Here is a 22588-nt window from a genome sequence, read left to right as displayed (position 1 = left end):
AGGTACCTTCACTATAACAAGATATTCTCCAGATTGGGTTTCAGATTTTAAAACTTCCCCTTTTAATGCATATGCATGGGTGGAGTTTGATAATAAGCCTATTGGTGAAAGCATTAATTTATGAAATTTCAAAAGGTTCTATTCGTCAAAGGAAAACAAAATGATTAATATTACTAATTTAAATAAAACATACGATGACAAAGTTGTATTATCAAATATAACTTTTCAAGCTAATAAAGGTGAAATTACTGGTTTGATCGGACCTAATGGTTCTGGGAAATCAACCCTAATAAAAATACTATTAGGGTTGGAGTCAGCTGATAGTGGAAAGGCAACTATTTTAGGAACAACATATAGTGAGTTAGGAGTTGAGCCAATCTCAATAGTAGGAACTTTTTTAGATAGTTATCAACCTTATCCAAGTAGAACTGGTTATGAGCAATTAAGATGGATTGCACTTTCTTGTGGACTAAGTAAGCAACGTTGTACTGAATGTTTAGAAATTGTTGGATTAAAAGATGTTGGTAAGAAGAAAATCAAAGATTATTCTTTAGGAATGAAGCAAAGATTAGGCTTGGCAACAGCAATACTTGCAGACCCAGATATTTTGATTTTAGACGAACCTATTAATGGGTTGGACCCAGAGGGAATCCGTTGGTTAAGAGAGTTTCTCAAAGACTTTGTGAAACAAGGAAAAACAGTACTATTAACTAGCCATTATATGAGCGAACTTGAATTAACCGTAGATAGAGTTGTAGGTATTTCAAATGGTCATGTTGTTTTAAATGACAAACGTGAGCAAGTATTGAATCAATATGATAGTTTTGAAAATGCCTATTTTAGCTCTGTATACGAAAGGAGTAGTGTAAAATGTTAAGTCAAGTTATAAAGGGGTATTTATATAAATATAGCCATCTAACTTTATTTAAAATGGGATTTTTTATCTTAGTTGTAGTTAGTTTGTTTTTTTCATATCAAAATATTCAAGTCATTAATGCACTACACACCGGTGCTGCCAACTCAGTAAATATTGATCCAAATATAATTGAAACTCCCTATAGAACGGTGAGAGATGCTATTTTATCATCTCCTTATCAGGCAACCGTGTTATTTTTGCCTATATTATCAGCATTAATTCTAGCAACTGATTATCAATTTGGTGAGGATGAGTTTTCATCACTAATTTGTGCTAACTGGAAAATAAGGTTGTTTTCACAGATATTTAGTATAATTGTTATTTCAATAATGACGACCTTTACGTTGTTTTTATTAAATGCATTACTTCTAAAATTCATGTTAGTTAGTAAGTTACAAAGTATTCTGTCTATGGGCTTAATGCTTGATGTTTTCACTAGAATAGGAGCTTTTACAATTACACTTAATTTACTCTCTCTATTACTTGTAAAAATAACAAAAAGATCAATTCCTTCTTTGATTGTGATAGTTTTATTGTTAGTTTTTTCTTTATCAGGCATACTTAAGGCAATTTCACCTATTTTAGACAATTTATTACCTTTAATTGGGGCTAAGTCTTTTGCTTTTGGTAGGATCGAAGCCGGTCAGACAACTCAATTATATGGAGCGATTCTTCTATTATTTGAAACTTTCCTTACTATGATTTGTTTATTTTATTTAGAAAAAATAAAATGGGGGAAGAAGAATGAAAAGCCAATTGCATAGCTTATTTTATAAAAAATATAGTTTATTACCTATACAGGTTTATTTATTATTTCAGTTAGTATTTGTTATTATAATAAGTTTATTAAGATATCTAAAATTCGAAGTTAATGGAGATTCTCTCACTTTTAACAGTTCTGTTTTATTAACTATAATATCGTTCTCTTTTTTAGGGAATGGAGTTTTAAATGCAAGTGTAGAATTGAGGACACAAAGTTATAAGCAAGTTTACCTGAACAACGGAAGTAGGGTGAAGGCAACATTATACATATTATTAATAGATCTACTAGAATGTTTAACACAGTCAGTATTAGCAGGTTTAATAGTAATGATGTTTAGTCAGGGTATTCATAGTGAAGTAAATTTTTATTATTACTTGTTTGGTTCAGTTGTATACTTTTTAGCGGGTTACTCTTTTTCCTTTTTATTCGGTAATTCAATGATTGCACTTGCAATTTTGCTATTATTTCCTATACTCGTGTTGCCTTTTATAGATAGGGTTTTACCAATAGCTTCAAGTATAATAATATATGATTTAGTTTTTCAGCTAATACATACAAACTATTCTATAATGCGTTTTATTGTATTTATAATTTGGCTTTTTGGATTATTCTTTACGAGTTATTGCCTTATTAGAAAGGAATTTTTAAAGTAAGCCAAATAAAGATTGTTTTTTAGATGAGACAACATCGAATTTAGATAGATTGACTGAAAAATAGATACAAGACTTTGGAGCACATATTCTGTTACTTAAAAATGAGCATTATTGAGATTTGGTAGAAACTCAATTTATTGAATTATCAATTATATGCTAATTTTGAAATGTATTTTCGATTTTTAATTATGTTACAATATATTCAAAACGTACGAGGGAAAAAATGGTAAAGTCAAAAATTCTAGTTATTGACGATGATTTAAAAATTTTAAGATTGATTAAGAATATTCTGGAGAAAAACTCCTATGTAGTTGAAACTAGAAATTCTGTTGAAGATATTAACCTATGTGACTTCATAGGATTTGATTTGATTTTACTGGATATAATGATGCCAGTGAGTGGTATTGATATTTGTAGTAGTATCAGAAGTCAGATTCAAACACCCATAATTTTTATAACTGCTAAAAACCTTGAAGAAGATATTGTTGAAGCTATTGGAATAGGTGCAGATGATTTTATTACCAAACCATTCGGTATGAAGGAGTTGGTTGCAAGAGTCAAAATGCATATTAGAAGAGATAAAAGGCTACTTTCTGTCGGAGATACTGAGACTAGTGGTTTACTTCAATTTGATAGGGTAGGAAAGGAATTAATAGTAGACGGTAATAGTATTTCTCTTTCGAGAAGGGAATTCGATTTATTATATTTATTGTTTACCTATCAAACTAAAATCTTTAGTGTAGAGGAGCTTTATGAATATTTGTACCCTCAAAGTTCAGAAGTTCAGTACCGAAGTATTACAGAGTATATCTATCAGATTCGACAAAAATTGAAACCTTATGGTATTGATCCAATCAAAACTCTTTGGGGTGGGGGATATAAATGGCAAAATCAATAACATTAAAGCAGTTGATAAGAGCAACTTATTTGAAAATTATTTTTCAATTTTTGTTATGCATTTGTTTTTTCTACATTATTCCTGCCCTATTTACAGCGGTTGAAGGAATTAATGCTAACAATGTGAATAGCTTTACTATGTTTTTTAGTGTTAGCTCGTGGATTTATCTTTGTGTCATTTTAGTTGTTATAATTGTAAGAAATGTACAAAAACTTCTATATGAAATTCAGAGAGAGATGAAGACAGTATATGAACAAAGCTTATATTCAGACAATAACAAATACTCTAAGCCACTAAGGTTATTTGAATTTATTGAGACAAAAGAACATATTATGAAGATGCAGGATAAAATTCAAAAGATGCTTGAAAAAGAGAAAAAACAAAAGCAAGAGCTAATGTTCAGAGTGTCTTCCGCAGCACATGATTTAAAGACACCTCTAACAATAATTTCAGGTAATGCTGAGTATCTTCAAACATTTGATGTGTCTCCTGAGTTAACTCAATGCTTGTTAGATATCGAATCTTCAAGTCAACAACTAGATAATTATTTTAATCAATTTATTCAATATTCAAAAACATTTTATAAAGATAATATCAATAAAGAGCATATTACTTCGGAGCAGCTTGCGTTATGTTTGATTAGAGAATTAACTCCTCTGACAACTGGGACTTGTGTTTTAAATGTATTGAATGAAACCCCATCTGATACTACTATTCATATTGACTTAGTATTATTCTTAAGAGCAATTACTAATCTAGTGAATAATGCAATGTCCTATAGTCAATCAATGATGCCAAAGATAGTTATAAAATTATCATCTGAGCAAAATAAGATTGTTTTATCGGTTTGGAATGATGGCTCAAGGTTCTCAGCTAATATGATTGATAATGTAGGATCGCTCTTTTACCAAGATAATCAGTCAGGAAACGACTCTCAAAATCACCATTTTGGAATAGGGTTATCTTTTGTAAAAAGAGTCGTAGAACTTCATGATTGGGAACTGAAACTTTCTAATGAAAATAATGGAGCTATGGTTACAATTTATATTTAGTAATATTTTTTAAGTTGAGATATTTAGCTAGTTTATATCTGTTCTCTTGTGGTAACATCACTTCTATACTACAATATAGGAAAACAACCACAAAAGGAGTATGCCATGCCGACAGAATATGAAAAAATGATTGCGGGTGAGTTTTATAAACCGAGTGATCTTGAGTTACGTGCTCTAGCAGCCAGCTCAAGAGAAAAACAATGGGCCTTCAATGCCGAAACTGACCGTCTCAAGAGAGCTGAAATTGTCAAATCTTGGTTTGGTTCGACTGGTGAAAATCTTGCCATGAATCCTCAGTTCGTTACGGATTACGGTGTTAATATCCATATCGGTGAAAATTTTTATTCTAACTGGAACTTGACTATGCTAGACGTCTGTCCTATCACGATTGGTGACAATGCTATGATTGGTCCGAATTGTCAGTTTCTAACACCTCTTCATCCGCTTGATCCAACCGAGCGTAATTCAGGCCTTGAATATGGGGCTCCAATTACTATCGGTGATAACTTCTGGGCTGGTGGAGGCGTGACCATCCTTCCAGGCGTTACTTTGGGGAATAATGTAGTGGCTGGGGCAGGCGCTGTTGTGACTAAGTCTTTCGGTGACAATGTGGTGCTAGGTGGAAACCCTGCGCGTGTTATTAAGGAAATTCCTGTAAAGAAAGACTAAATGAAGCAACTCAAGGATTTAAGTCCTTGAGTTTTTTTGAAATCTATTGAAAGTTGAGTGGAAATCTCTTGAAAAGTTATTGACATTACCTTCTAAAACTCTTATACTAAACAACGTTAGTTAGCTAACAATATAGTTAAGGAGTCATGTTTTGGACCATTTTGGACGCTTGTTGAAGCAAGCCAATAACAATATGATGCGCCACTTTGATCAGTTTGCTAGGCAATATGATTTGACTGGAAATCAGATGGCCATTATCGATTTTATAACCAATCATGCTAATCATGAGGTATTTCAACGTGACATTGAGCACGAATTTGAGATTCAGCGTTCGACAACGACAGTTCTCTTACAGCGGATGGAGAAAAAAGGCCTTATCGAACGACATATCTCAGCGAAAGACGCTAGGCAAAAAGCGGTTGTTTTAACGGATAAGGCGGTAAAAATCGCGTCTGCCTGTCAATCCTATCTTCGTAAAGAAGAGGAAGAGTTTGCCCAGCAATTTTCAGCTAAAGAGAGAGAAATCTTTCTCAAAATATTACAACACTATCGTAATCTTTAAGTTTATCTAGGAGGAACAAATACTCATGTCAGAAGAAAAAATCTCCACCAAGATCCTGTGTGCCATCTTTGCGACAGGAATCCTTTCTTTTTGTGGAGTGGCTGGTGAAACAGCTATGAATATCACCTTTCCTGTATTGATGAAGGCATTTTCGGTTAATACGTCAACAGTACAGTGGGTTACAACCATCTACCTATTAGTCGTTGCTTGCGTGGTGCCCTTATCTGCCTATCTCAAGCGCTCGTTTAAGATGAAAACCATCTTTCTGGTCGCAAACCTTTTGTCTATTTTAGGTGTTCTCATTGACTTTATAGCGCCTAGTTTTAGCTTTGTTGTTTTGGGACGATTGGTTCAAGGGATGGGTGTTGGTTTTGCTCTACCTCTCATGTTTAACATCATTTTGGAGCAGGTGCCAAGTCGTAAGATTGGTCTCATGATGGGAGTTGGGACACTGATTACAGCAGTTGCACCGGCGATTGGACCAACTGTTGGTGGACTTTTGACAGCGCATTTTGGTTGGCGTTCTATCTTCCTCATTCAGTTTCCTATTCTCTTGGCTTCACTGATTGCAGGGCTTCGATCGATTGAGCAAAAGAGTGAGGTTAAACGTGAATCTTTAGATATCCTCAGTCTAGTGGCTACCATCTTTCTTTTCTTGGGCCTGATTTTAGGTCTTCATGGGGTTGCTGAACATGCCTTCTTCAGCTTCTCAGTCTTAGGTTGGCTTTTGATTGGAATCTTAGGTCTTGCCATTTTGATTTGGCGTTCTACAACATTAGAAAATCCCATCATCAACCTCTCTATTTTGAAAAATCGTAAACTGACAGGTCATATCATCGCTTTCTTTTCTTTCCAATTGGGTTCCCTTGCGATGAGTTTCCTCTTGCCAAACTATGTGCAGTTGGTTAACCACTCTAATACCACTCTTGCAGCCTTGATGCTCCTCCCAGGAGCTATCATTGGTGCAGGATTTGCTCCGTTTTCGGGTATCATTTTAGATAAGATGGGAGCTCGTAAACCAATTCTGATTGGAGCAAGCCTTATTGTTCTTGCTCAGTTGCTATTTAGCTTGTTTGGCCTCTCCCTTTCAAATACTTTGATTCTCGCCTTTTACATGATTTTCATGACGGGACTTGGGGTTGCCTTTGGTAATGTCATGACCAATGGACAGAAACAACTGTCGCTTGATCAACGAGCCGACGCTAATGCCATCTTTAACACGCTCCAACAATTTGCAGGAGCAGTGGGAACAATACTAGCATCTCTAATTGTTGCTATGAGTCAAGCTAACCACAAGATTGACTTTGCACGAGCAACGGCTCAAGGTAGTCGAAATGGCTTTGTGGTCCTATTTGTTTTGGCTATTTTCCAACTCCTTGTCTTAGTTAGTGTTGTTAAAAAGAATGATTAATAACAAGTTTGAAGCAAAGGAAACATGCTTTCCCTTGCTTTTTCTTTCCTTAAATGAAATACTAATCTTATTGCAAATTTTAGTATTATGTTAAGGTTTATGACTTATAATAAACTTAAAGAATAAACCAGTCTTCGATCAAGAGGATAGAAGAAAGGAAAGACCAATGTCTTTACTCAAGAAAATTCGTCCCGAACAACCACTAAAGAATCTGAGGTGGTTTGATATCGGTATTGTTACGCTCATTATGTTTGGACAGTTTATTGTCCGTTCAACACAAATATATTTGGCAAGTTTGGCTCCAAGCGTTTCCACAGCAATCAGTGAGACTTCAACAAATACAGCCAGTGAAGGAGCAGGCTATTCAAGTAATTTCACCTTGCAGATTATTCTCCTAACCTTAGCGATTATATATCTCTGGATACGTCATTTTGACTTTAAACAATTACCTATACGCCTAAAGTGGTCTGTTCTCTTTTGGGTACCCTTTATTTTCGCTATCTCAGGTCTATTTGCCGATATGGTTAGCACCTTGTCAGGACAGTATAATTATTTTAGTCCTCAAGTTTTAGCCTATATTAATCCTATGGCTGTTATTGATAAGTTTATGGCTTTGTCACCTATGGCCATTGCTTACGGACTGCTTAATGGTTTCTACGAGGAATTTTTCTTCTTAGGGCTCTTGACCTCAGTAAAGGACAAGTATAAATGGTGGGTCTTACTCTTTTCAACCATTGTCCGTGTGTCCTTCCATACCTATCAGGGCATGCTATGGGCTCTGGTTATCGGTGTGGTCTTTGGTCTACTTTATTATTTCCTTTATAAATACAAGGTCAAAAACTTGCTTCCATTCTTCCTCATGCATGCCTTGGCGGATATGTTTGGCTCGAGTCTCATTTATCTCTTGGTAAACTGGAATTATTAGTAAAACAACTCCCTTCGTTTAAGTACGAGGGGAGTTTCCTTTTATTGTTAGATGTATCTTAATTAGCTTAGTATTATCGCTTTTAATTTAATAGTTCTTGGAAGAAGTTTTCTACCTCAGGATGAAGATTAGTTTCCTTAAGTGTAAGTAGTGAAACATAAAGCGACATGCGTTCCTCTTTAACCATTGGGATAGAAATTAAATCTTTGTCTTCCTTTGTTATAGCGATTTCAGAAAGAAGACTGATACCAATTTTTTTACGAAGGAGTTGCTTAAGCAAATTAATATCATCTGTTTGAAAGAATGGTGTTGCAGCATGATGATATTGATTATTCAAATGTTGAAAAGCTTTTAGATGAACAAAATGTTCGTCTAAAATAATAAAATTTTCATTTAGAACATCAGAGAAAGCGATAGCTTCCTTATCTGCCAATGAGTGGCCTGAAGGTAGAATATAATAAAGATCACTTGTCATAAGAGTTTTAACTGAAAATCGTTTATCGATAATCGGTTCTAAGCTTCCAATAAAACTGGCATCTAGTTCTCCCTTAGACAAGAGGTTTAGAAGTTCAATAGAACCTTCTTGTATAGGGTGAATATTTCGAAGTGCTGAGGCATTTTCAATAAAAGCAGGCTCTTTACGAACAAGATAGTCAATAATAAGAGGCGGAAACCCAATTGTATCATAGGGAGAAATGCTTCGAAGTATTTCTTTTTGGGCACCTTGTATTTCTGGAAGAGCTTTCTTTACATGTCGTAACAATATATCACCTTGTGGAGTTAGCTTAAATGTCCTATGTGAAGGATCATGCACAAGTAATTGGCAATGAAACTCCTTTTCTAAACGTTTAATGGCATAAGAAATAGATGGTTGACTCACCCCGTTTTTTCGAGCTACTTCAGTGAAAGATTGCAGGTTGCTTAGGTCATAAAAATAGTATAAGTCTTTAAGATTCATAAAATCACACTTTCAAAAAATTGTTAAAAAGAGTTACATAGACAAGGCTAGGTGAGACGATAAGTAAATATTATCCGTAGTGGTGTGTTTGACTATAACTTTTTTATTGAGTTAGAATATGATGATGAGTCAGGAGATGATTATAGGTTATCAAGAATATCTTCAAAAATAGCTAGGATTTTCTCCCTTTTATCAACAGGAACTTGTTTCAGCTTCATGTTAACTCTTTTCAATGAGAGATTATCGGTTTGGTCAGTGGTGGGCTCGAGGCTATTGAAATTGAAAAAGTCCTCTGGTGTCAAGTTTAAGGCGACAATCACTTTTTCTAGACTGTGAATGGTCAGATTCACATTTTGGTTTTCTAATTGATTGATATACTTGAGTCCGAGTCCTGCCTGTTCCGAAAGTTCCTCCTGGCTCATTTTGTTTTGTTTACGAAAATATTTCACTTTTTGTGAAATATATTTTTGTAGATAATTATTAGTTGTCATATAAACAGAATACAAGTTTTAAATGACAAAAATAACTTTTTAAACAATACAAAGTATACTATAAAATCCATATTATTGTTTATTAGTTCAATATGCTAGTCTCTATTAGTACCATCATAATTGTTGCTACTATACAGCCTGTAAAACAAATGTGTTATACGGTTAGGCACAGATAAAGTGGTTGTCCATTTGTATCTGGAGGAAAGATGATAACTGGTTGTATAGTTGATTCTGTCATAATTCTTTTTGCCCATTATAACATAAAAGAAATGAGTGGACACTATAAAGTACATTGTTCTTTAAAACAACTATTTAAGTAGTATAATATAAGTAAAAAGGAGGTTGCACTATGACTGCACATGATATTTTAAACAACCCTTTCCTAAATAAAGGTACTGCCTTTACCTTAGAGGAGCGAAAGGAACTAGGCCTTATTGGTTTACTGCCACCGTATGTTCAAACGATTGAAGAGCAAGCGGCACAAACTTATGCACAAATGCAAACAAAAGCCAATGATTTGGGAAAACGTCTTTTCCTAATGGAAATTTTTAATACCAACCGGACTCTTTTCTATTACCTCTTTTCTCAACATTTGGAGGAATTCAATCCAATTGTATACGATCCAACCATTGCAGATACCATTGAAGGCTATAGTGACCTCTTTGTAGATCCACAATATGCGGGATATCTTGATATCAATCATCCTGAAAATATTGAAGCCACTTTGAAAAATGCTGCTGGGGATCGCGAGATTCGTCTCATTGTTGTAACAGATGCAGAAGGAATCCTTGGAATCGGTGACTGGGGAACAAATGGTGTCGATATTTCTGTCGGGAAATTGATGGTCTACACGGGTGCTGCTGGAATCGATCCTTCTATGGTCCTTCCTTTAGTTATTGATGCAGGGACTAACCGTGAAGAACTTCGTAACAATCCTAATTACTTAGGAAATCGTCACGAACGGGTTCGCGGAGATCGTTACTACGACTTCATTGACCAATTTGTTCAAACAGCAGAACGTCTTTTTCCTAAACTCTACCTTCACTGGGAAGACTTCGGCCGCTTGAATGCAGCCAATATTCTTGAAAAATACCGGAAACAAATTCCAACTTTTAATGATGATATTCAAGGTACAGGAATCGTTACCTTAGGTGGTATCTTTGGTTCACTGGATATTAGTGGTGAAAAATTAACAGATCAAGTTTATCTCTGCTATGGTGGTGGTACTGCGGGTGCAGGAATTGCCTCTCGTGTTCTTCGTGAAATGGTAAGTGAAGGTCTTTCTGAAGAAGAAGCCTATAAACGTTTCTTTATGGTTGATAAACAAGGTCTTCTCTTTGATGACATGGATGACCTAACTCCTGAACAAAAACCGTTTGCTAAGAAACGTGCTGACTTTAGTAACGCAGACAAATTGACTGACCTGCTTGAAGTAGTGAAGACTGTGAAGCCAACCATTCTTGTAGGAACTTCAACTCAACCTAATACCTTCACCAAAGAAATAGTAGAAGCTATGTGTGAAAACACAGAACGTCCGATGATCTTCCCTTTGTCAAATCCAACCAAACTAGCAGAAGCTAGTGCCAAAGATTTGATTGAATGGTCAGATGGCAAAGCTTTTGTCGCAACAGGAATTCCTGCTGATACAGTTTTTTATAAAGGTGTCGACTATGTGATTGGTCAAGCCAATAATGCCTTGATTTACCCAGGTCTTGGTCTAGGTATGCTGGCTTCTGAAGCAAGTCTTTTGACTGATGAAATGATTGGAGCAGCAGCTCATTCATTGAGTGGTATTGTCAATCCAGGCCAACCAGGAGCTCCTGTCTTGCCACCATTCAAGTATGTAGCAGATGTTTCTATTAAAGTAGCAGAAGCAGTCGCTAAAAAAGCACAAGAGCAAGGTCTTGCGCGTGCTAAGGAAACAGATATGGCCAAAGCAGTTCGTGATTTGAAATGGTACCCAGAATATAAATAAGTAAATTTAATTGGGGTGTACGAGTGCGACTGGATGCCTCGTACGCCTTTTGCTGTATGTCCTATTATATAGAAGGGGAGACTATGGAAATCTTTATAACGTCAATTCAGAGTATTGTACCCATTATCGTCATCATCATTCTTGGTTATTTCTTGCAAGTCCGCGGTTGGTTCCAAGAGAGTTTCGGAAATGACTTGTCTAAACTTATTATGAATGTGGCCATGCCCGTTGCAATTTTCACCTCTGTTCTTAAATATTTAACTTTAGATAAGCTGATTAGCTTGTCTGGCGGTTTGCTCTATACGTTTATCGCCTTCATTCTTGGTTACCTAGCGGCCTTTATCGCGGTGAAAGTTTTTAGAGTGCGCCCAGGACGCCGAGGAACCATGATTAATACCTTTGTCAATGCCAATACCATATTTATTGGTTTGCCTTTAAATATCGCTCTGTTTGGAAATCAAGCCCTTCCTTATTTCTTAGTGTATTATATTACAAATACAGTATCTACTTGGACATTAGGTGTCTATCTGATGACGTCTGATAGCAAAGAAGGGGCTTCAAAACAGGCTCAAAAATTTAATTGGAAGAAGCTCTTCCCTGCTCCTTTATTAGGATTTCTCGTAGCCCTCGCCTTTTTAGTGCTCCGTCTTCCTGTTCCAAGTTTTGCGGAAAGTACCTTGACCTATATTGGTAGTTTAACAACGCCATTATCACTTGTCTATATTGGTATCGTTCTAGCGAAGGCAGGACTTAAGACGATTCGCTTTGATAAGGATACCATTATCACACTGGTTGGTCGTTTTATCCTTGCACCGGTCATCATGCTCCTAGTTTTGAAATTCTTCTCTCCAAATATGGTAGCACCAGAATTTAGGACCTTTATGATCCAATCAGCAACACCTGCTCTAGCGGTTCTTCCTATTCTTGCCAATCAAGGAAAAGGTGATGTTGAGTTTTCAACGAATGTGGTCACTCTCAGTACGGTTTTATTTGTGATTGTGATTCCGATTTTACAGACATTATTAGGATAAAAGGAGTAGAGTTTGCAAATGTTTTTAAATTGGGTTAAAAAATGGCAAACACTTATCAAACTCGTCTTATTTATATCTATTACTAGTCTAGTTATTGTAGAGATAACTAGACTTTTTAAAACAATTTCGTTTGATAAGATTGAAGAAATATTGGGGGAACTGTCTCCACTAAATGTCATCTGTTTGGCACTGTTTGGTTTTATGGCCGTTGCGCCAATGATCTTCTATGATAGTATCTTAAATAAAGAGCTAAATCAGAAACAAACATTTTCTTACTTACTAGAAACTAGCTGGACAATTAATAGCTTGAATAATATGATAGGCTTTGCCGGCTTGATAGATATTGGTTTACGATATTCTTTCTATGGAGATGAAGAACGACCTGAAAAAAGTATGCAGGGAATTTCTCGTGTTATTCCTTATTTCATGAGTGGATTTTCACTGTTTGCCCTGATAAGCTTGGTTTTGACAGGTTTATTCCCTTTATCAATTGGGATTAAGCAGTATTGGCCAGTCCTGTTAGGAGCTAGTCTCTATCTCCCAATTGTTTTATTTGTTTCAAATAGGAAAAATTGGGCCTATTTTGGCCAGCTTGGTGGAAAGACGATGTTATCTTTAGTATTAGCTTCTGCCCTTGATTGGGCTTGCGTACTAAATTTTTTCCTTTTGGTTGGGTATATTTTGGGCTATAATTTACCAATTTATGATGTAATCCCCCTCTTTATGATTGCTATTACAATTGGGATTATGTCAATGATTCCAGGTAGTCTAGGTAGTTTTGATTTAATTATGGTATCTGGTTTAGTTGGTCTTGGGCTTGATAAAGCTCAGGCACTAAGTTGGTTACTTGTATTTCGATTATTCTATTATATTCTCCCTTTCTGTTTAGGAGTTGTTTTATTCTTAAAAAATATGGGTGGACGACTAAATGAGAAATATTTAGGAATTCCCCAAAAGGTCATTGAGGCCTTATCTAGTATAGTATTGGTTTGGGGGTTGCGACTCTTTGGTTTCTTTCTTATCGTTTCAGCCATAGTTCCTCAAGAATTAGGACATCTTCCTTTGCTTAAAGAACTTTCACCGAGCACTGGACAGTTTGTTTTTCAACTTCCTAGTATTGTTTTTGGTGTTCAATTCTTTCTGCTAGCAAGATTAGTTAAACGACGTTTAAAATTTACATTACCATTAGCTACTGTACTAGGTCTGGTAAGCCTTGTTTATTTGAATATTGGTAGTCTTTCATTAGCAAGTAGTTTTTTCCTAATTATTATTTTGTCTCTCATTTGGTGGACTAGAAATACATTTGTTCGCAGTAATTATATTTATGCTTGGGAAGATTGTTGTAAGGATATATCGTATATTGGTGGAAGTTTCTTCTTGACCCTTGTTTTGTTAGGACATTTAAACTCTCATCATGTATTTGAAGTGAAACATCTTCCTCTTTTGATTACACACTGGATTCATCTTTTTGGCTTGTCTCTGATATTGGTGATTTCGTATGTTTTGGTACTTCGTGAGAGTAATCAAACCAAAGAGAATTTTGGAGAAGTTTTTGATAAGGAGCGTTACCAAGATTTTATTGCAACAATACCAAATATAAATTTAGATGCTGCCTTGGCTTATTTAGATGACAAATACCTTTATTGGTACCAAGAGGATGGTCAAGACAAGGTTGTTTTCCAATTTGCAATTGAAAATAATAAATGTGTCGTTATGTCGGATCCACTGGCACAGTCAGGGTACTTAGAAAAAGGCTTGTCACAGTTTTTAGCGGATGCGGAGGACACAAATGTCTCAGTTATCTTCTACGAAATTAATCAAGAAACCACCCTATTACTCCATGAATATGGGTATGACTTTATGAAGTTCGGGGAGACTGCTCGGGTATTACTCGATAGATTTACAACCGAAGGAAAACAAGGAAAGAAATTTAGAACAGTTGTTAATAGGTTAGAAAACAAGGGGTATCAATTCCAAGTATTACAACCACCTTTTGATAAGAAGTTGCTTACCACCCTTAAAGAAATATCGGATAATTGGTTAGATGGTCGCCAAGAAAAAGGGTTTTCACTTGGATTTTTTGATGAGAAGTACATTCAATTAGCACCAATAGCTCTTGTAATGGATAAGGAAGATAAGGTTCAGGCTTTTGTTACCTTTTTAGCTAGTAATGGACTTGAAGAAGCTAGCATCGATTTGATGCGCTACCACTTAAGGACAGCACCTAATGGTATTATGGATTATCTTTTTGTGAAATTATTACTTCATTTTAAAGAAGAAGGAGTTAACATCTTTGAATTAGGTATGGCACCGTTGTCAAATGTAGGAACTGAGAAACATAGTTTTCTACAAGAAAAAGTAGCCTATCTCATCTATGCCTTCACTAATCGTTTCTATTCCTTTAGTGGTCTTAGACAATATAAACAAAAGTTTAATCCAATCTGGTCACCACGATATGTCGCTTATCCCCGTGATACATGGCTTATACTAGATATGTTAGCCATTTATAGAGTTGATAATCGCAAAGTAAAGAGATTATCGTAATAACTATTAGTTTTAAACAGCATATGATGACTTTCGAGCTTTTGTATGACTGTCATAGTTAGTTTAAGTAAAGGGTTTAGTTCTGTGTAAAACGGAGCTAAATCCTTTTTATGTTGTAAAATCAGTACTATTAGAAAGTAATAAATACATTTAATTAGGGAATGATTTGATTTTTATTAAAAATATGAGATAATAGATTTGGACTAAGTTTAAACAGCAATTTTAGAGGGAGACAATGATGTCAAAACGACTATTTTCGGATGAGCCGAATGCCCCCAAACCCCTTAAGGAGCTTTTCTGGGAAAATGCAGAAAAAGCTCGAATGGGGGAATTTTGGAAAGACAAGAAGAGTTACAAAGAGCTTTCAGAAGCTACGGGGATTCCGTCAGGAAGCCTTCGGATGCTTTTCATGAACAAGCCCAAGGGAAATATTCCAAAGATTGTAACCATTACTAACGGTCTGGCCAAGGTGACTGGGAAAAACATTACACTTGGGAAGCTCTTAGCTCGAGATAATCAGCATGAGGGTTTTGAGTTTCCAAGAAATCCTGATCAGGTCACCCAGAACTTGTGGCACAACATTCGTAAGGAGCTGGAAATCACGGAAGATATGGCTGAGGGGGAAGTCAGAGAACGTATGACAGCCTTTGTAGTCTCATCGGGTATGGCTCAAACCAACTATAACCTGATCAATCAAACAGGAACAGTATCGCTTGATACTTTGGAAAAATTCTCCAAAAGACTTATAGTCGAGCCTTATGAATTGTTGGCAACTATAAGACGAAGGGAGATTGTTGATAGGAATGACTTCCCTGTTCCTAAGGAAAATGTTAGCGACTCCCACATTGATATTGGCAAGCTTAATACTTTCATTAAATCACAACCTTACTCGCCCAATGGTCAAGAGGTGGCATCTGTAGACTTAAGCCCACAGAATCTCTATCATTATTATGCCAAGGGAAATGTCGGAGATATGCCCATAAAAACAGCCTATAAGTTTAAAAAACTTGTCGAGATTTATGAGGCAGAATTTGGTATTCTTGAACCTTCAAGCAGAGTTTTAGATGTCAAGGAATTGGAAAAATTCCTTTATAGTGGTATGATTACCGGTTATGCCATTTCTAAGACAGGGTTGATGAATGCGACCAATGGAAATCTCTATATCAAGGGCAAACGTCCTATCGAATCTATGCAATTGGATCGTGCCTTCGGTCTCTATAAACACCTAAAAAGACTGAAAAAGGACTAATAAATTCTTTACCTAACAAAAAGCCCAAATCAATAGTTTGATTTGGACTTTTTGTTTGTTTTTTTGTTTGTATGACTAGTAAGAATAATTTTAGTCGATTTTCTTACATTACTTACAATTGCTTCGCACGTCCATTTTCATCAAAATGATAAGTCACACCATTGATGGTAGGTGTTTGGTTGGTGACGAGAAATATCTTGACTACTCTTAGTGTTTTTTTCATGGTTAAGTAGGACACATCATTAAGAAATAGCACGTTTTATTAATCAAAAATTTTATAAATTAGGTATATTTTAATTTATTGCAAATAATATAAATTTATTATAAATTATAATGTATTATTAATTTTTAATCTTCATAACCATGTTGGATATGTGTTGTTAAAATATGAAAATAAGATGATTGTTTGTTGTAATCTTTGTTTCATTATGTTAAACGACATATATACTGTATCGTTATAAAAATCGTACTAGTGTAAAAAAAACAGAAAATTTTATTGACAGTTAAATTATAAAGGGGTAGAATACGGTTGCAGCATAAATGTTAAGCAACAGCAATTGAATCATAATTCAATTGGGAGGAATTTATGAAATGAAAGATTTTTTTAATCGACGCCAACGTTTTTCTTTGAGAAAATATTCAATCGGCGTTTGCTCAGTGCTTTTGGGAACGGCACTGTTTGCAGCACATGGTGCACAAGCTGATGAGCTTGCCAGTACCGACACACCGGTAACACCAGAGGAATCTGTTACCGGCGATGATTCGAGTAGTTTAGTAACTACTTCAACAACGGCACAACAGACAGATCCTACGTCTGTTGTTTCAGCATCTACTGAACCATCTGCAACACTTGATTTAACTCCAAGTGTAACAACTTCTGCGGATGCATCAACAGGAGAAACAACAAATACACAGGCTGAGACAGCAAAAGAATCTAATGAGTCTGTTTCAGAATCATATGTTGAGAATCATTCAGATAAAGTGAGTCAAACTGATAGTCACGAAAATTCATCTGATAAAACTCAAAAGTTATCTAATTCGGATGATTCTAATCGTTCTAGTCGTACGCGTCGTGATACGAGTGCAGCAGCATCAGCTTCATCAACAGTAGCAGTAGATGCTCAGAAAGAAGTATCTAGTTGGAGTGAATTTGTTGCAGCACTTCAAGACAGTAGCATTAAAGAAATTACCGTTAAAGGTAATATTGTAGCAGCAGGTGATAATGGTAATACGGATAATGGACGTTCAGGATCTGTTGACCGTAAAATCACTATTAATACTCAAGCACGTCCACTTACAATCAAAGGTGAAAATCAAAATGCTAGTCTAGATCTTTTGTCAAATACCTTAGAATTAACTGGTGCAGCTTGGGAGCTTAACTTCAAAAACCTTAAATTGGCATCAGCTAACTCAAAGGGACCTGTTGATTTATCTAAGACAAGTGGTCCAAATACTGTTACTTTTGACAATGTAACCAGTGTTGGTTCATCACTTTATGGTGGTGGTGGAAACACCAATGTTGTTATTAAAGGAAATACAACATCAACTGTTAGTGATAGCTATCAATCTGGAAATGGACAAACTCAGTATGTTCAACGTAACGTGGGACAAGCTGGTAGATCAGATAAACGTCGTGAATCAAACATTCATGATGCTAAAGCTGTCATTGTTTCTGAGGGGGCTAGTCTAACACTTAACCGTTCTTCTCAAGGGGATGCAATCACTCTTGAAAGTGGCGCTAAAGTTAGTGTTCAAGATAGAGCTAACCTAACCATTAATATGAACACTGACAATGCTACAGATACTGCTCGATATCATAATGCTGGTATCTTTATGGCAGATGGTGGTACAGTAGAAACAGGTAAAGAGTCAAAACTTGTACTTAACACTAGTATCGGACAAGGTATTTCGCTTGGTATCAATCGACCTGGAGATGGTGTAACAGATAGAGATCGTTTCGGTGGTTATGGTGCTGGAAATAGCAATCGTAAGAATGGTCCAAGTAAAGTTATTATCGGTGACGGTGCGACCTTTGAATTAAATGGTCGTGATGGTGTGATGGCCGGTAATAATGCTGAGTTTACAACGGGTGCAACTTCTAAAGTTCGTTTTGAAAATAAAGGCCGTGGTGTTGCGATTGACCTTGGTAATAATTCGAAAGTTAATTTTGGTAAAAATTCTACCAATACATTCCACTCATTAGGTAAAGGTCCTAAGAGTGGTGGAGGCCCTTCAGGAAGCTATGACGGTTATAACTATATTGGTCTAAATGAAAATGGTCGCATTGTCGTAGATGATTATGCAACATTCCGTGTACAAATGGATGATCGCGGTGATAATGCTTGGGACGATGTTATTTCACTTGGTTCTGAGAATGGACGCAAGGATCAACCGTTATTCCAGGCTAATAAGGGTTCTATTGTAGACATTCGAGATGATAATACTAACTACTATGCTGAATTGATTTCAGTAGCGTTGGGAAATAGTTCTAATACCTTTTTCCAATTTAACAATCCGCTTTATGTCTCATTACTACGTTATACTAGATCAGATGGTCTTTCAGCCGGAGAGGTGACAGGTAAATTGCCAGCATCTACTCCTCAAGGTAATAATCCTGAAGATATTGGTCATGGTAATATTCTTTATATTTCAAATAAATCAGCTAGTTCAGGTAACCGAGTAGAATTTAACGGTCCAACAGGAACACTCGTTAATCCAGGTCTTGGAACATATACTGTTTATTCGTTGAATAAAGATGGTAGAGATGCACAAAGTCGTAATAAGCAAAGCTCTGTTTGGACTAATATCCAAGGTGGAGCATTGAGTATTGCAGGTTTCCAAAGTAACCATGCTGATATTAATCCTGCAAATGCACAATCAGTTCCAACAGGTTCATCTACAGGTGGTATATCAGCAACTGACAGAACATATGGTATCGACCCTGTTGGTGATAACCGTCAAAACATTTGGATTTCGAACGGCTCAACAATCAATCCTACAGCTATCCATAAAAATGTTATCAAATACGTTTATGAAGATGGCACACCAGTTAAAGATGACGTCATTCAATCATCTGATTGGAATCGTACTCTTGAGGTTGCCATTGATCAGGACCAATTTAAAGATGTTTTGAAGAATTCAACTGTAAGTAATGGTGATGAATTCTTGACTGCTTACAGTAAAGCAAAATACAATGTTGGTGATATCGATGGCGATGGTAAAGCTGATACAGGATGGAGAGTAGCAGGAACGACAAACAATGAGACTGTCAACTATACTGCTGTAACTTCTCCTAAGCTAAGTGGCTATAAGGCAGAAATTTTATCAACTAATGTTCCTGGTCTAAAAGCAGGAGACAATGCAGATAGTGTAGCTGCTTCTTATACTTACAATCCTTCTACTGCGCCAGCAGATACTATCATTGAAACTAGTGCAGGTCGCAGAACAATTTCTGACACTTATTGGCGTAATATTGTAGCTAAATCTGATTTAGGAAGCTATGAAACTGTAGTTGTTTATAAGAAAGAGAAACAGAAAGCTACAATTCACTATGTTGATGTGTCAGCTAATAATAAAGAATTAGCTAGTGATTCTGTTGAAGGTGATTCAGGAGCTAATATTGATTACTCAACTGCTAACAAGATTCAAGAGTTTGTTAATAAAGGCTACAAACTAGTAGAAGATGGATTTACTAAAGCTACAGCAGATGAGAAGAAATATGATAATGATGCTTCTGTAGATCAAGAATTTACTGTTAAGTTAGAACATGATAAAGTTCCAGTAGGACCAAATGATCCACATAATCCAACAGATCCAATCAATCCAAATGATCCAAACAGTCCAAAATACCCAGCGACAGATCAATGGAAGAAAGATGTAACATCAACTGTTCATTATGTAGGTGCAGGAAGTCAGACCCCAAATGACAATGTACAAAATGCACAATGGACACGTACATTGGAACTTGATAAAGTTACAGGTGAAATTCTTAATCCAAATGAACCATGGGTAGCTAATAAGACGGATTATGCGTCAGTGCCAACACCAAATGTCACTGGCTACTATGCGGATAAGGCAAGCGTTCCAACTAAGACGGTTACCCAAGATAATCTTGAAGAAACGGTTACTTATAAACCGCTTGGAAGCTTGGTTCCAAAACCAGAAACACCAAACGATCCAAACTTCCCATCAACACCAGGTGTTAAATATCCGAACGATCCAACAGATCCAACGAAACCAGGTCAACCGGTCGTTCCAGATGTTCCAGGTTATGAACCCCACCTTCCAGATCCAAATGATCCAACGAAACCAGGTCAACCAATCCAACCAGGAACACCTGTAACACCTGATAAACCAGGTGAAGATACACCAATCATCTATGTACCAAAAACAACTGAAGTAACAAAACCAACTAAACAAACGGTAACGTTTGAAGGAGCAGGCGATAATACTCCAGCTGCTAAAGTTCAAAATGACTTCACCTTTACTGGTAAACAAAAAAATGGTACAACAACATGGGATCAACCTAATCACACTTATGGTAAAGAAACAGTTCCAGTTGTTGAACATTACTATGCCGATAAGAAGGAAGCTGGATCTAAGACAGTTACTCCAGACCAACCAGAAGTTACGGATAAGGTTACTTATAAACCACTTGGTAAGATCATCCCAGTTGATGAAACCAATACACCAATTCCAAGTGCACCAACTCCACAGTACAACAATGATCCACAAGATCCAACTAAGGGTGGTGAGACTCCAACTCCAGTTATCCCAGGTTATGTGACAGACACTCCAAGTGTAACACCTAATGACCCAGGATCTGATACACCTGTTGTCTACCGTAAGGCAGAACAAAAAGCTGTTATCAAGTACGTAGATCAAAATACTGGTACAACACTTGAAAATGATCAAGTTTCTGGTAAATCAGGTGAGGCCATCAACTACTCAACTGCGGACAAGATTAAGTACTATGAAGATCGTGGTTATGTTCTCGTAAGCGATGAATTCCCAGCAGGAGCTACTTATGACACAGATGCATCCGTTGATCAAATTTGGACAGTAACCTTGAAACATGGTGAAACACCAGTTGGACCAAATGATCCACATAATCCAACAGATCCAATCAATCCAAATGATCCAAACAGTCCTAAGTACCCAGCGACAGATCAATGGAAGAAAGATGTCACATCAACGGTTAAGTATGTGGTATCAGACGGTAAGGCAACAGCCCCAGCTGACAATGTTCAAAATGCACAATGGACACGTACCTTAAATCTTGATAAGGTGACAGGTAAAGTTCTTAACCCTGATGCACCATGGACAGCGAATAAGACTAACTATGATGCAGTTCCAACACCAGGATTAGAAGGTTACTATGCTGATAAAGGAAGTGTTGCTTCTAAGACAGTCACTCAAGAAAATCTTGAAGAAACTGTAACCTACAAACCACTTGGAAACTTGGTTCCAAAACCAGAAACACCAAACGATCCAAACTTCCCATCAACACCAGGTGTTAAATATCCGAACGATCCAACAGATCCAACGAAACCAGGTCAACCGGTCGTTCCAGATGTTCCAGGTTATGAACCACACCTTCCAGATCCAAATGATCCAACGAAACCAGGTCAACCAATCCAACCAGGAACACCTGTAACACCTGATAAACCAGGTGAAGATACACCAATCATCTATGTACCAAAAACAACTGAAGTAACAAAACCAACTAAACAAACTGTTAAGTACACAAGTACAGATGGTAAAGCTCAGGTGCCTTCAGATAAGATTCAAAATGACTATACTTTCACAGGTAAGAAGAATCAAGCTGATGGTACAACAACATGGACTGAAAACAGTCATACTTACGGTAGGGAAAGTGTTCCAGTAGTTTCTGGTTACTACGCTGACAAGTCTGAAGCAGGTAGTAAAACAGTCACTCCAACCAATCCTAATGCTGAAGATGTTGTAACTTATAAACCACTTGGTAAGATTATTCAGGTAGATGAAGATGGAAATGTTATTCCTAATTCAAGTTCTGTAACATACAACAATAATCCATCAAATCCTAGAGAAGCAGCAGAAACTAAAATTCCAGATGCACCAACAGGATATGTGATTAAGGAAGAACAACCACAAGCATGGGGTTACAATATTGTTGATAAAACTATTGAACCAAATGATGAAAGTGATCCAGATCGAATTTCACAAGATACGAAGATTGTTTATGTTAAAGCAGATCAAAAAGCTGTCATCAAGTACGTCGATCAAACAACAGGTCAAACCCTTGCCAATGATCAAGTTGGTGGTAAATCAGGTGAAGCTATCAACTACTCAACTGCGGACAAGATTAAGTACTATGAAGATCGTGGTTATGTTCTCGTAAGCGATGAATTCCCAGCAGGAGCTCACTTCGATAACGATGCTTCAGTAGACCAAACATGGACAGTAACCTTGAAACATGGTGAAACACCAGTAGGACCAAATGATCCACA

Annotated in this window: 16 protein-coding genes; 14 read left to right on the top strand and 2 right to left on the bottom strand. The window is 36.5% G+C overall.

Going from position 1 to position 22588, the window contains the following annotated elements; all coding sequences use genetic code 11:
• The first annotated feature begins 160 nt into the window (after positions 1-160).
• The 9 genes from PCY16_RS10565 (at position 161) to PCY16_RS10525 (ending at position 7849) form a co-directional block, all read left to right on the top strand.
• Positions 161-877 carry an ABC transporter ATP-binding protein gene (locus PCY16_RS10565; protein WP_048674296.1) on the top strand — a complete coding sequence of 239 codons (717 nt, stop codon included), beginning with the start codon at positions 161-163 and terminating at the stop codon, positions 875-877.
• Positions 871-1680: a hypothetical protein gene (locus PCY16_RS10560; protein WP_048674297.1), complete on the top strand. Its 810-nt coding sequence runs from the start codon at positions 871-873 to the stop codon at positions 1678-1680. Before PCY16_RS10565 ends, PCY16_RS10560 begins: the two co-directional genes overlap by 7 nt.
• The gene (locus PCY16_RS10555; RefSeq protein WP_048674299.1) at positions 1661-2332 is read left to right on the top strand and encodes a hypothetical protein; all 672 of its coding nucleotides are present in this window, start codon (positions 1661-1663) and stop codon (positions 2330-2332) included. The genes PCY16_RS10560 and PCY16_RS10555 overlap by 20 nt, the downstream gene beginning before the upstream one ends.
• Positions 2333-2555: 223 nt before the next feature.
• Positions 2556-3230 (top strand): response regulator transcription factor, encoded by a 675-nt coding sequence (locus tag PCY16_RS10550; protein WP_145517557.1) that lies wholly within the window; start codon positions 2556-2558, stop codon positions 3228-3230.
• Positions 3215-4282: a sensor histidine kinase KdpD gene (locus PCY16_RS10545; protein ID WP_070438708.1), complete on the top strand. Its 1068-nt coding sequence runs from the start codon at positions 3215-3217 to the stop codon at positions 4280-4282. Before PCY16_RS10550 ends, PCY16_RS10545 begins: the two co-directional genes overlap by 16 nt.
• A gap of 105 nt (positions 4283-4387) precedes the next feature.
• Complete coding sequence (locus PCY16_RS10540; protein WP_195414107.1) at positions 4388-4951, top strand: sugar O-acetyltransferase; 564 nt, start codon at positions 4388-4390, stop codon at positions 4949-4951.
• A 151-nt stretch (positions 4952-5102) separates the two neighbouring features.
• Complete coding sequence (locus tag PCY16_RS10535; protein WP_081372580.1) at positions 5103-5513, top strand: MarR family winged helix-turn-helix transcriptional regulator; 411 nt, start codon at positions 5103-5105, stop codon at positions 5511-5513.
• 25 nt (positions 5514-5538) lie between these two features.
• On the top strand, positions 5539-6924 hold the full coding sequence (locus PCY16_RS10530) for an MFS transporter (RefSeq protein WP_073950904.1): 1386 nt from the start codon (positions 5539-5541) through the stop codon (positions 6922-6924).
• A 166-nt stretch (positions 6925-7090) separates the two neighbouring features.
• Positions 7091-7849, top strand: a complete 759-nt coding sequence (locus tag PCY16_RS10525; protein WP_060973011.1) for a CPBP family intramembrane glutamic endopeptidase — start codon at positions 7091-7093, stop codon at positions 7847-7849.
• A gap of 82 nt (positions 7850-7931) precedes the next feature.
• Here PCY16_RS10525 and PCY16_RS10520 read toward each other — a convergent pair whose 3' ends face one another.
• Positions 7932-8807: a LysR family transcriptional regulator gene (locus tag PCY16_RS10520; protein ID WP_073686346.1), complete on the bottom strand. Its 876-nt coding sequence runs from the start codon at positions 8805-8807 to the stop codon at positions 7932-7934.
• A 140-nt stretch (positions 8808-8947) separates the two neighbouring features.
• Positions 8948-9298: a helix-turn-helix domain-containing protein gene (locus PCY16_RS10515; RefSeq protein ID WP_037598004.1), complete on the bottom strand. Its 351-nt coding sequence runs from the start codon at positions 9296-9298 to the stop codon at positions 8948-8950.
• Between the two features lie 349 nt (positions 9299-9647).
• On the opposite strand from PCY16_RS10515, the gene PCY16_RS10510 reads away from it, so the two are divergent.
• From PCY16_RS10510 to PCY16_RS10490, 5 genes are all read left to right on the top strand, one after another.
• Entirely contained in the window at positions 9648-11273 is a 1626-nt protein-coding gene (locus tag PCY16_RS10510) for a malolactic enzyme (RefSeq protein ID WP_064524593.1), read from the top strand.
• Positions 11274-11356: 83 nt separating this feature from the next.
• Entirely contained in the window at positions 11357-12304 is a 948-nt protein-coding gene (locus PCY16_RS10505; RefSeq protein ID WP_183135779.1) for an AEC family transporter, read from the top strand.
• Positions 12305-12322: 18 nt separating this feature from the next.
• Positions 12323-14848: a bifunctional lysylphosphatidylglycerol flippase/synthetase MprF gene (mprF, locus tag PCY16_RS10500; RefSeq protein ID WP_195414205.1), complete on the top strand. Its 2526-nt coding sequence runs from the start codon at positions 12323-12325 to the stop codon at positions 14846-14848.
• Between the two features lie 238 nt (positions 14849-15086).
• Positions 15087-16097, top strand: a complete 1011-nt coding sequence (locus tag PCY16_RS10495) for a hypothetical protein (protein WP_195414206.1) — start codon at positions 15087-15089, stop codon at positions 16095-16097.
• A 591-nt stretch (positions 16098-16688) separates the two neighbouring features.
• Positions 16689-22588, top strand: a 5900-nt coding sequence (locus PCY16_RS10490; protein WP_301354556.1) for a pectate lyase-like adhesive domain-containing protein, incomplete at its 3' end; no start/stop codon positions are given.

The organism is Streptococcus sp. SS4, from assembly GCF_030440125.1.
GTDB lineage: Bacteria > Bacillota > Bacilli > Lactobacillales > Streptococcaceae > Streptococcus.
The sequence above is the reverse complement of the archived record's forward strand: the minus strand, read 5'-3'. Positions and strand labels throughout refer to the sequence as shown.

Coding starts and splice junctions, on each gene's coding strand:
- mprF (WP_195414205.1), top strand. CDS start 12,323: ATGTTTTTAAATTGGGTTAAAAAATGGCAAACACTTATCAAACTCGTC.
- PCY16_RS10515 (WP_037598004.1), bottom strand. CDS start 9,298: ATGACAACTAATAATTATCTACAAAAATATATTTCACAAAAAGTGAAA.
- PCY16_RS10545 (WP_070438708.1), top strand. CDS start 3,215: ATGGCAAAATCAATAACATTAAAGCAGTTGATAAGAGCAACTTATTTG.
- PCY16_RS10555 (WP_048674299.1), top strand. CDS start 1,661: ATGAAAAGCCAATTGCATAGCTTATTTTATAAAAAATATAGTTTATTA.
- PCY16_RS10525 (WP_060973011.1), top strand. CDS start 7,091: ATGTCTTTACTCAAGAAAATTCGTCCCGAACAACCACTAAAGAATCTG.
- PCY16_RS10505 (WP_183135779.1), top strand. CDS start 11,357: ATGGAAATCTTTATAACGTCAATTCAGAGTATTGTACCCATTATCGTC.
- PCY16_RS10565 (WP_048674296.1), top strand. CDS start 161: ATGATTAATATTACTAATTTAAATAAAACATACGATGACAAAGTTGTA.
- PCY16_RS10540 (WP_195414107.1), top strand. CDS start 4,388: ATGCCGACAGAATATGAAAAAATGATTGCGGGTGAGTTTTATAAACCG.
- PCY16_RS10560 (WP_048674297.1), top strand. CDS start 871: ATGTTAAGTCAAGTTATAAAGGGGTATTTATATAAATATAGCCATCTA.
- PCY16_RS10510 (WP_064524593.1), top strand. CDS start 9,648: ATGACTGCACATGATATTTTAAACAACCCTTTCCTAAATAAAGGTACT.
- PCY16_RS10530 (WP_073950904.1), top strand. CDS start 5,539: ATGTCAGAAGAAAAAATCTCCACCAAGATCCTGTGTGCCATCTTTGCG.
- PCY16_RS10495 (WP_195414206.1), top strand. CDS start 15,087: ATGTCAAAACGACTATTTTCGGATGAGCCGAATGCCCCCAAACCCCTT.
- PCY16_RS10550 (WP_145517557.1), top strand. CDS start 2,556: ATGGTAAAGTCAAAAATTCTAGTTATTGACGATGATTTAAAAATTTTA.
- PCY16_RS10520 (WP_073686346.1), bottom strand. CDS start 8,807: ATGAATCTTAAAGACTTATACTATTTTTATGACCTAAGCAACCTGCAA.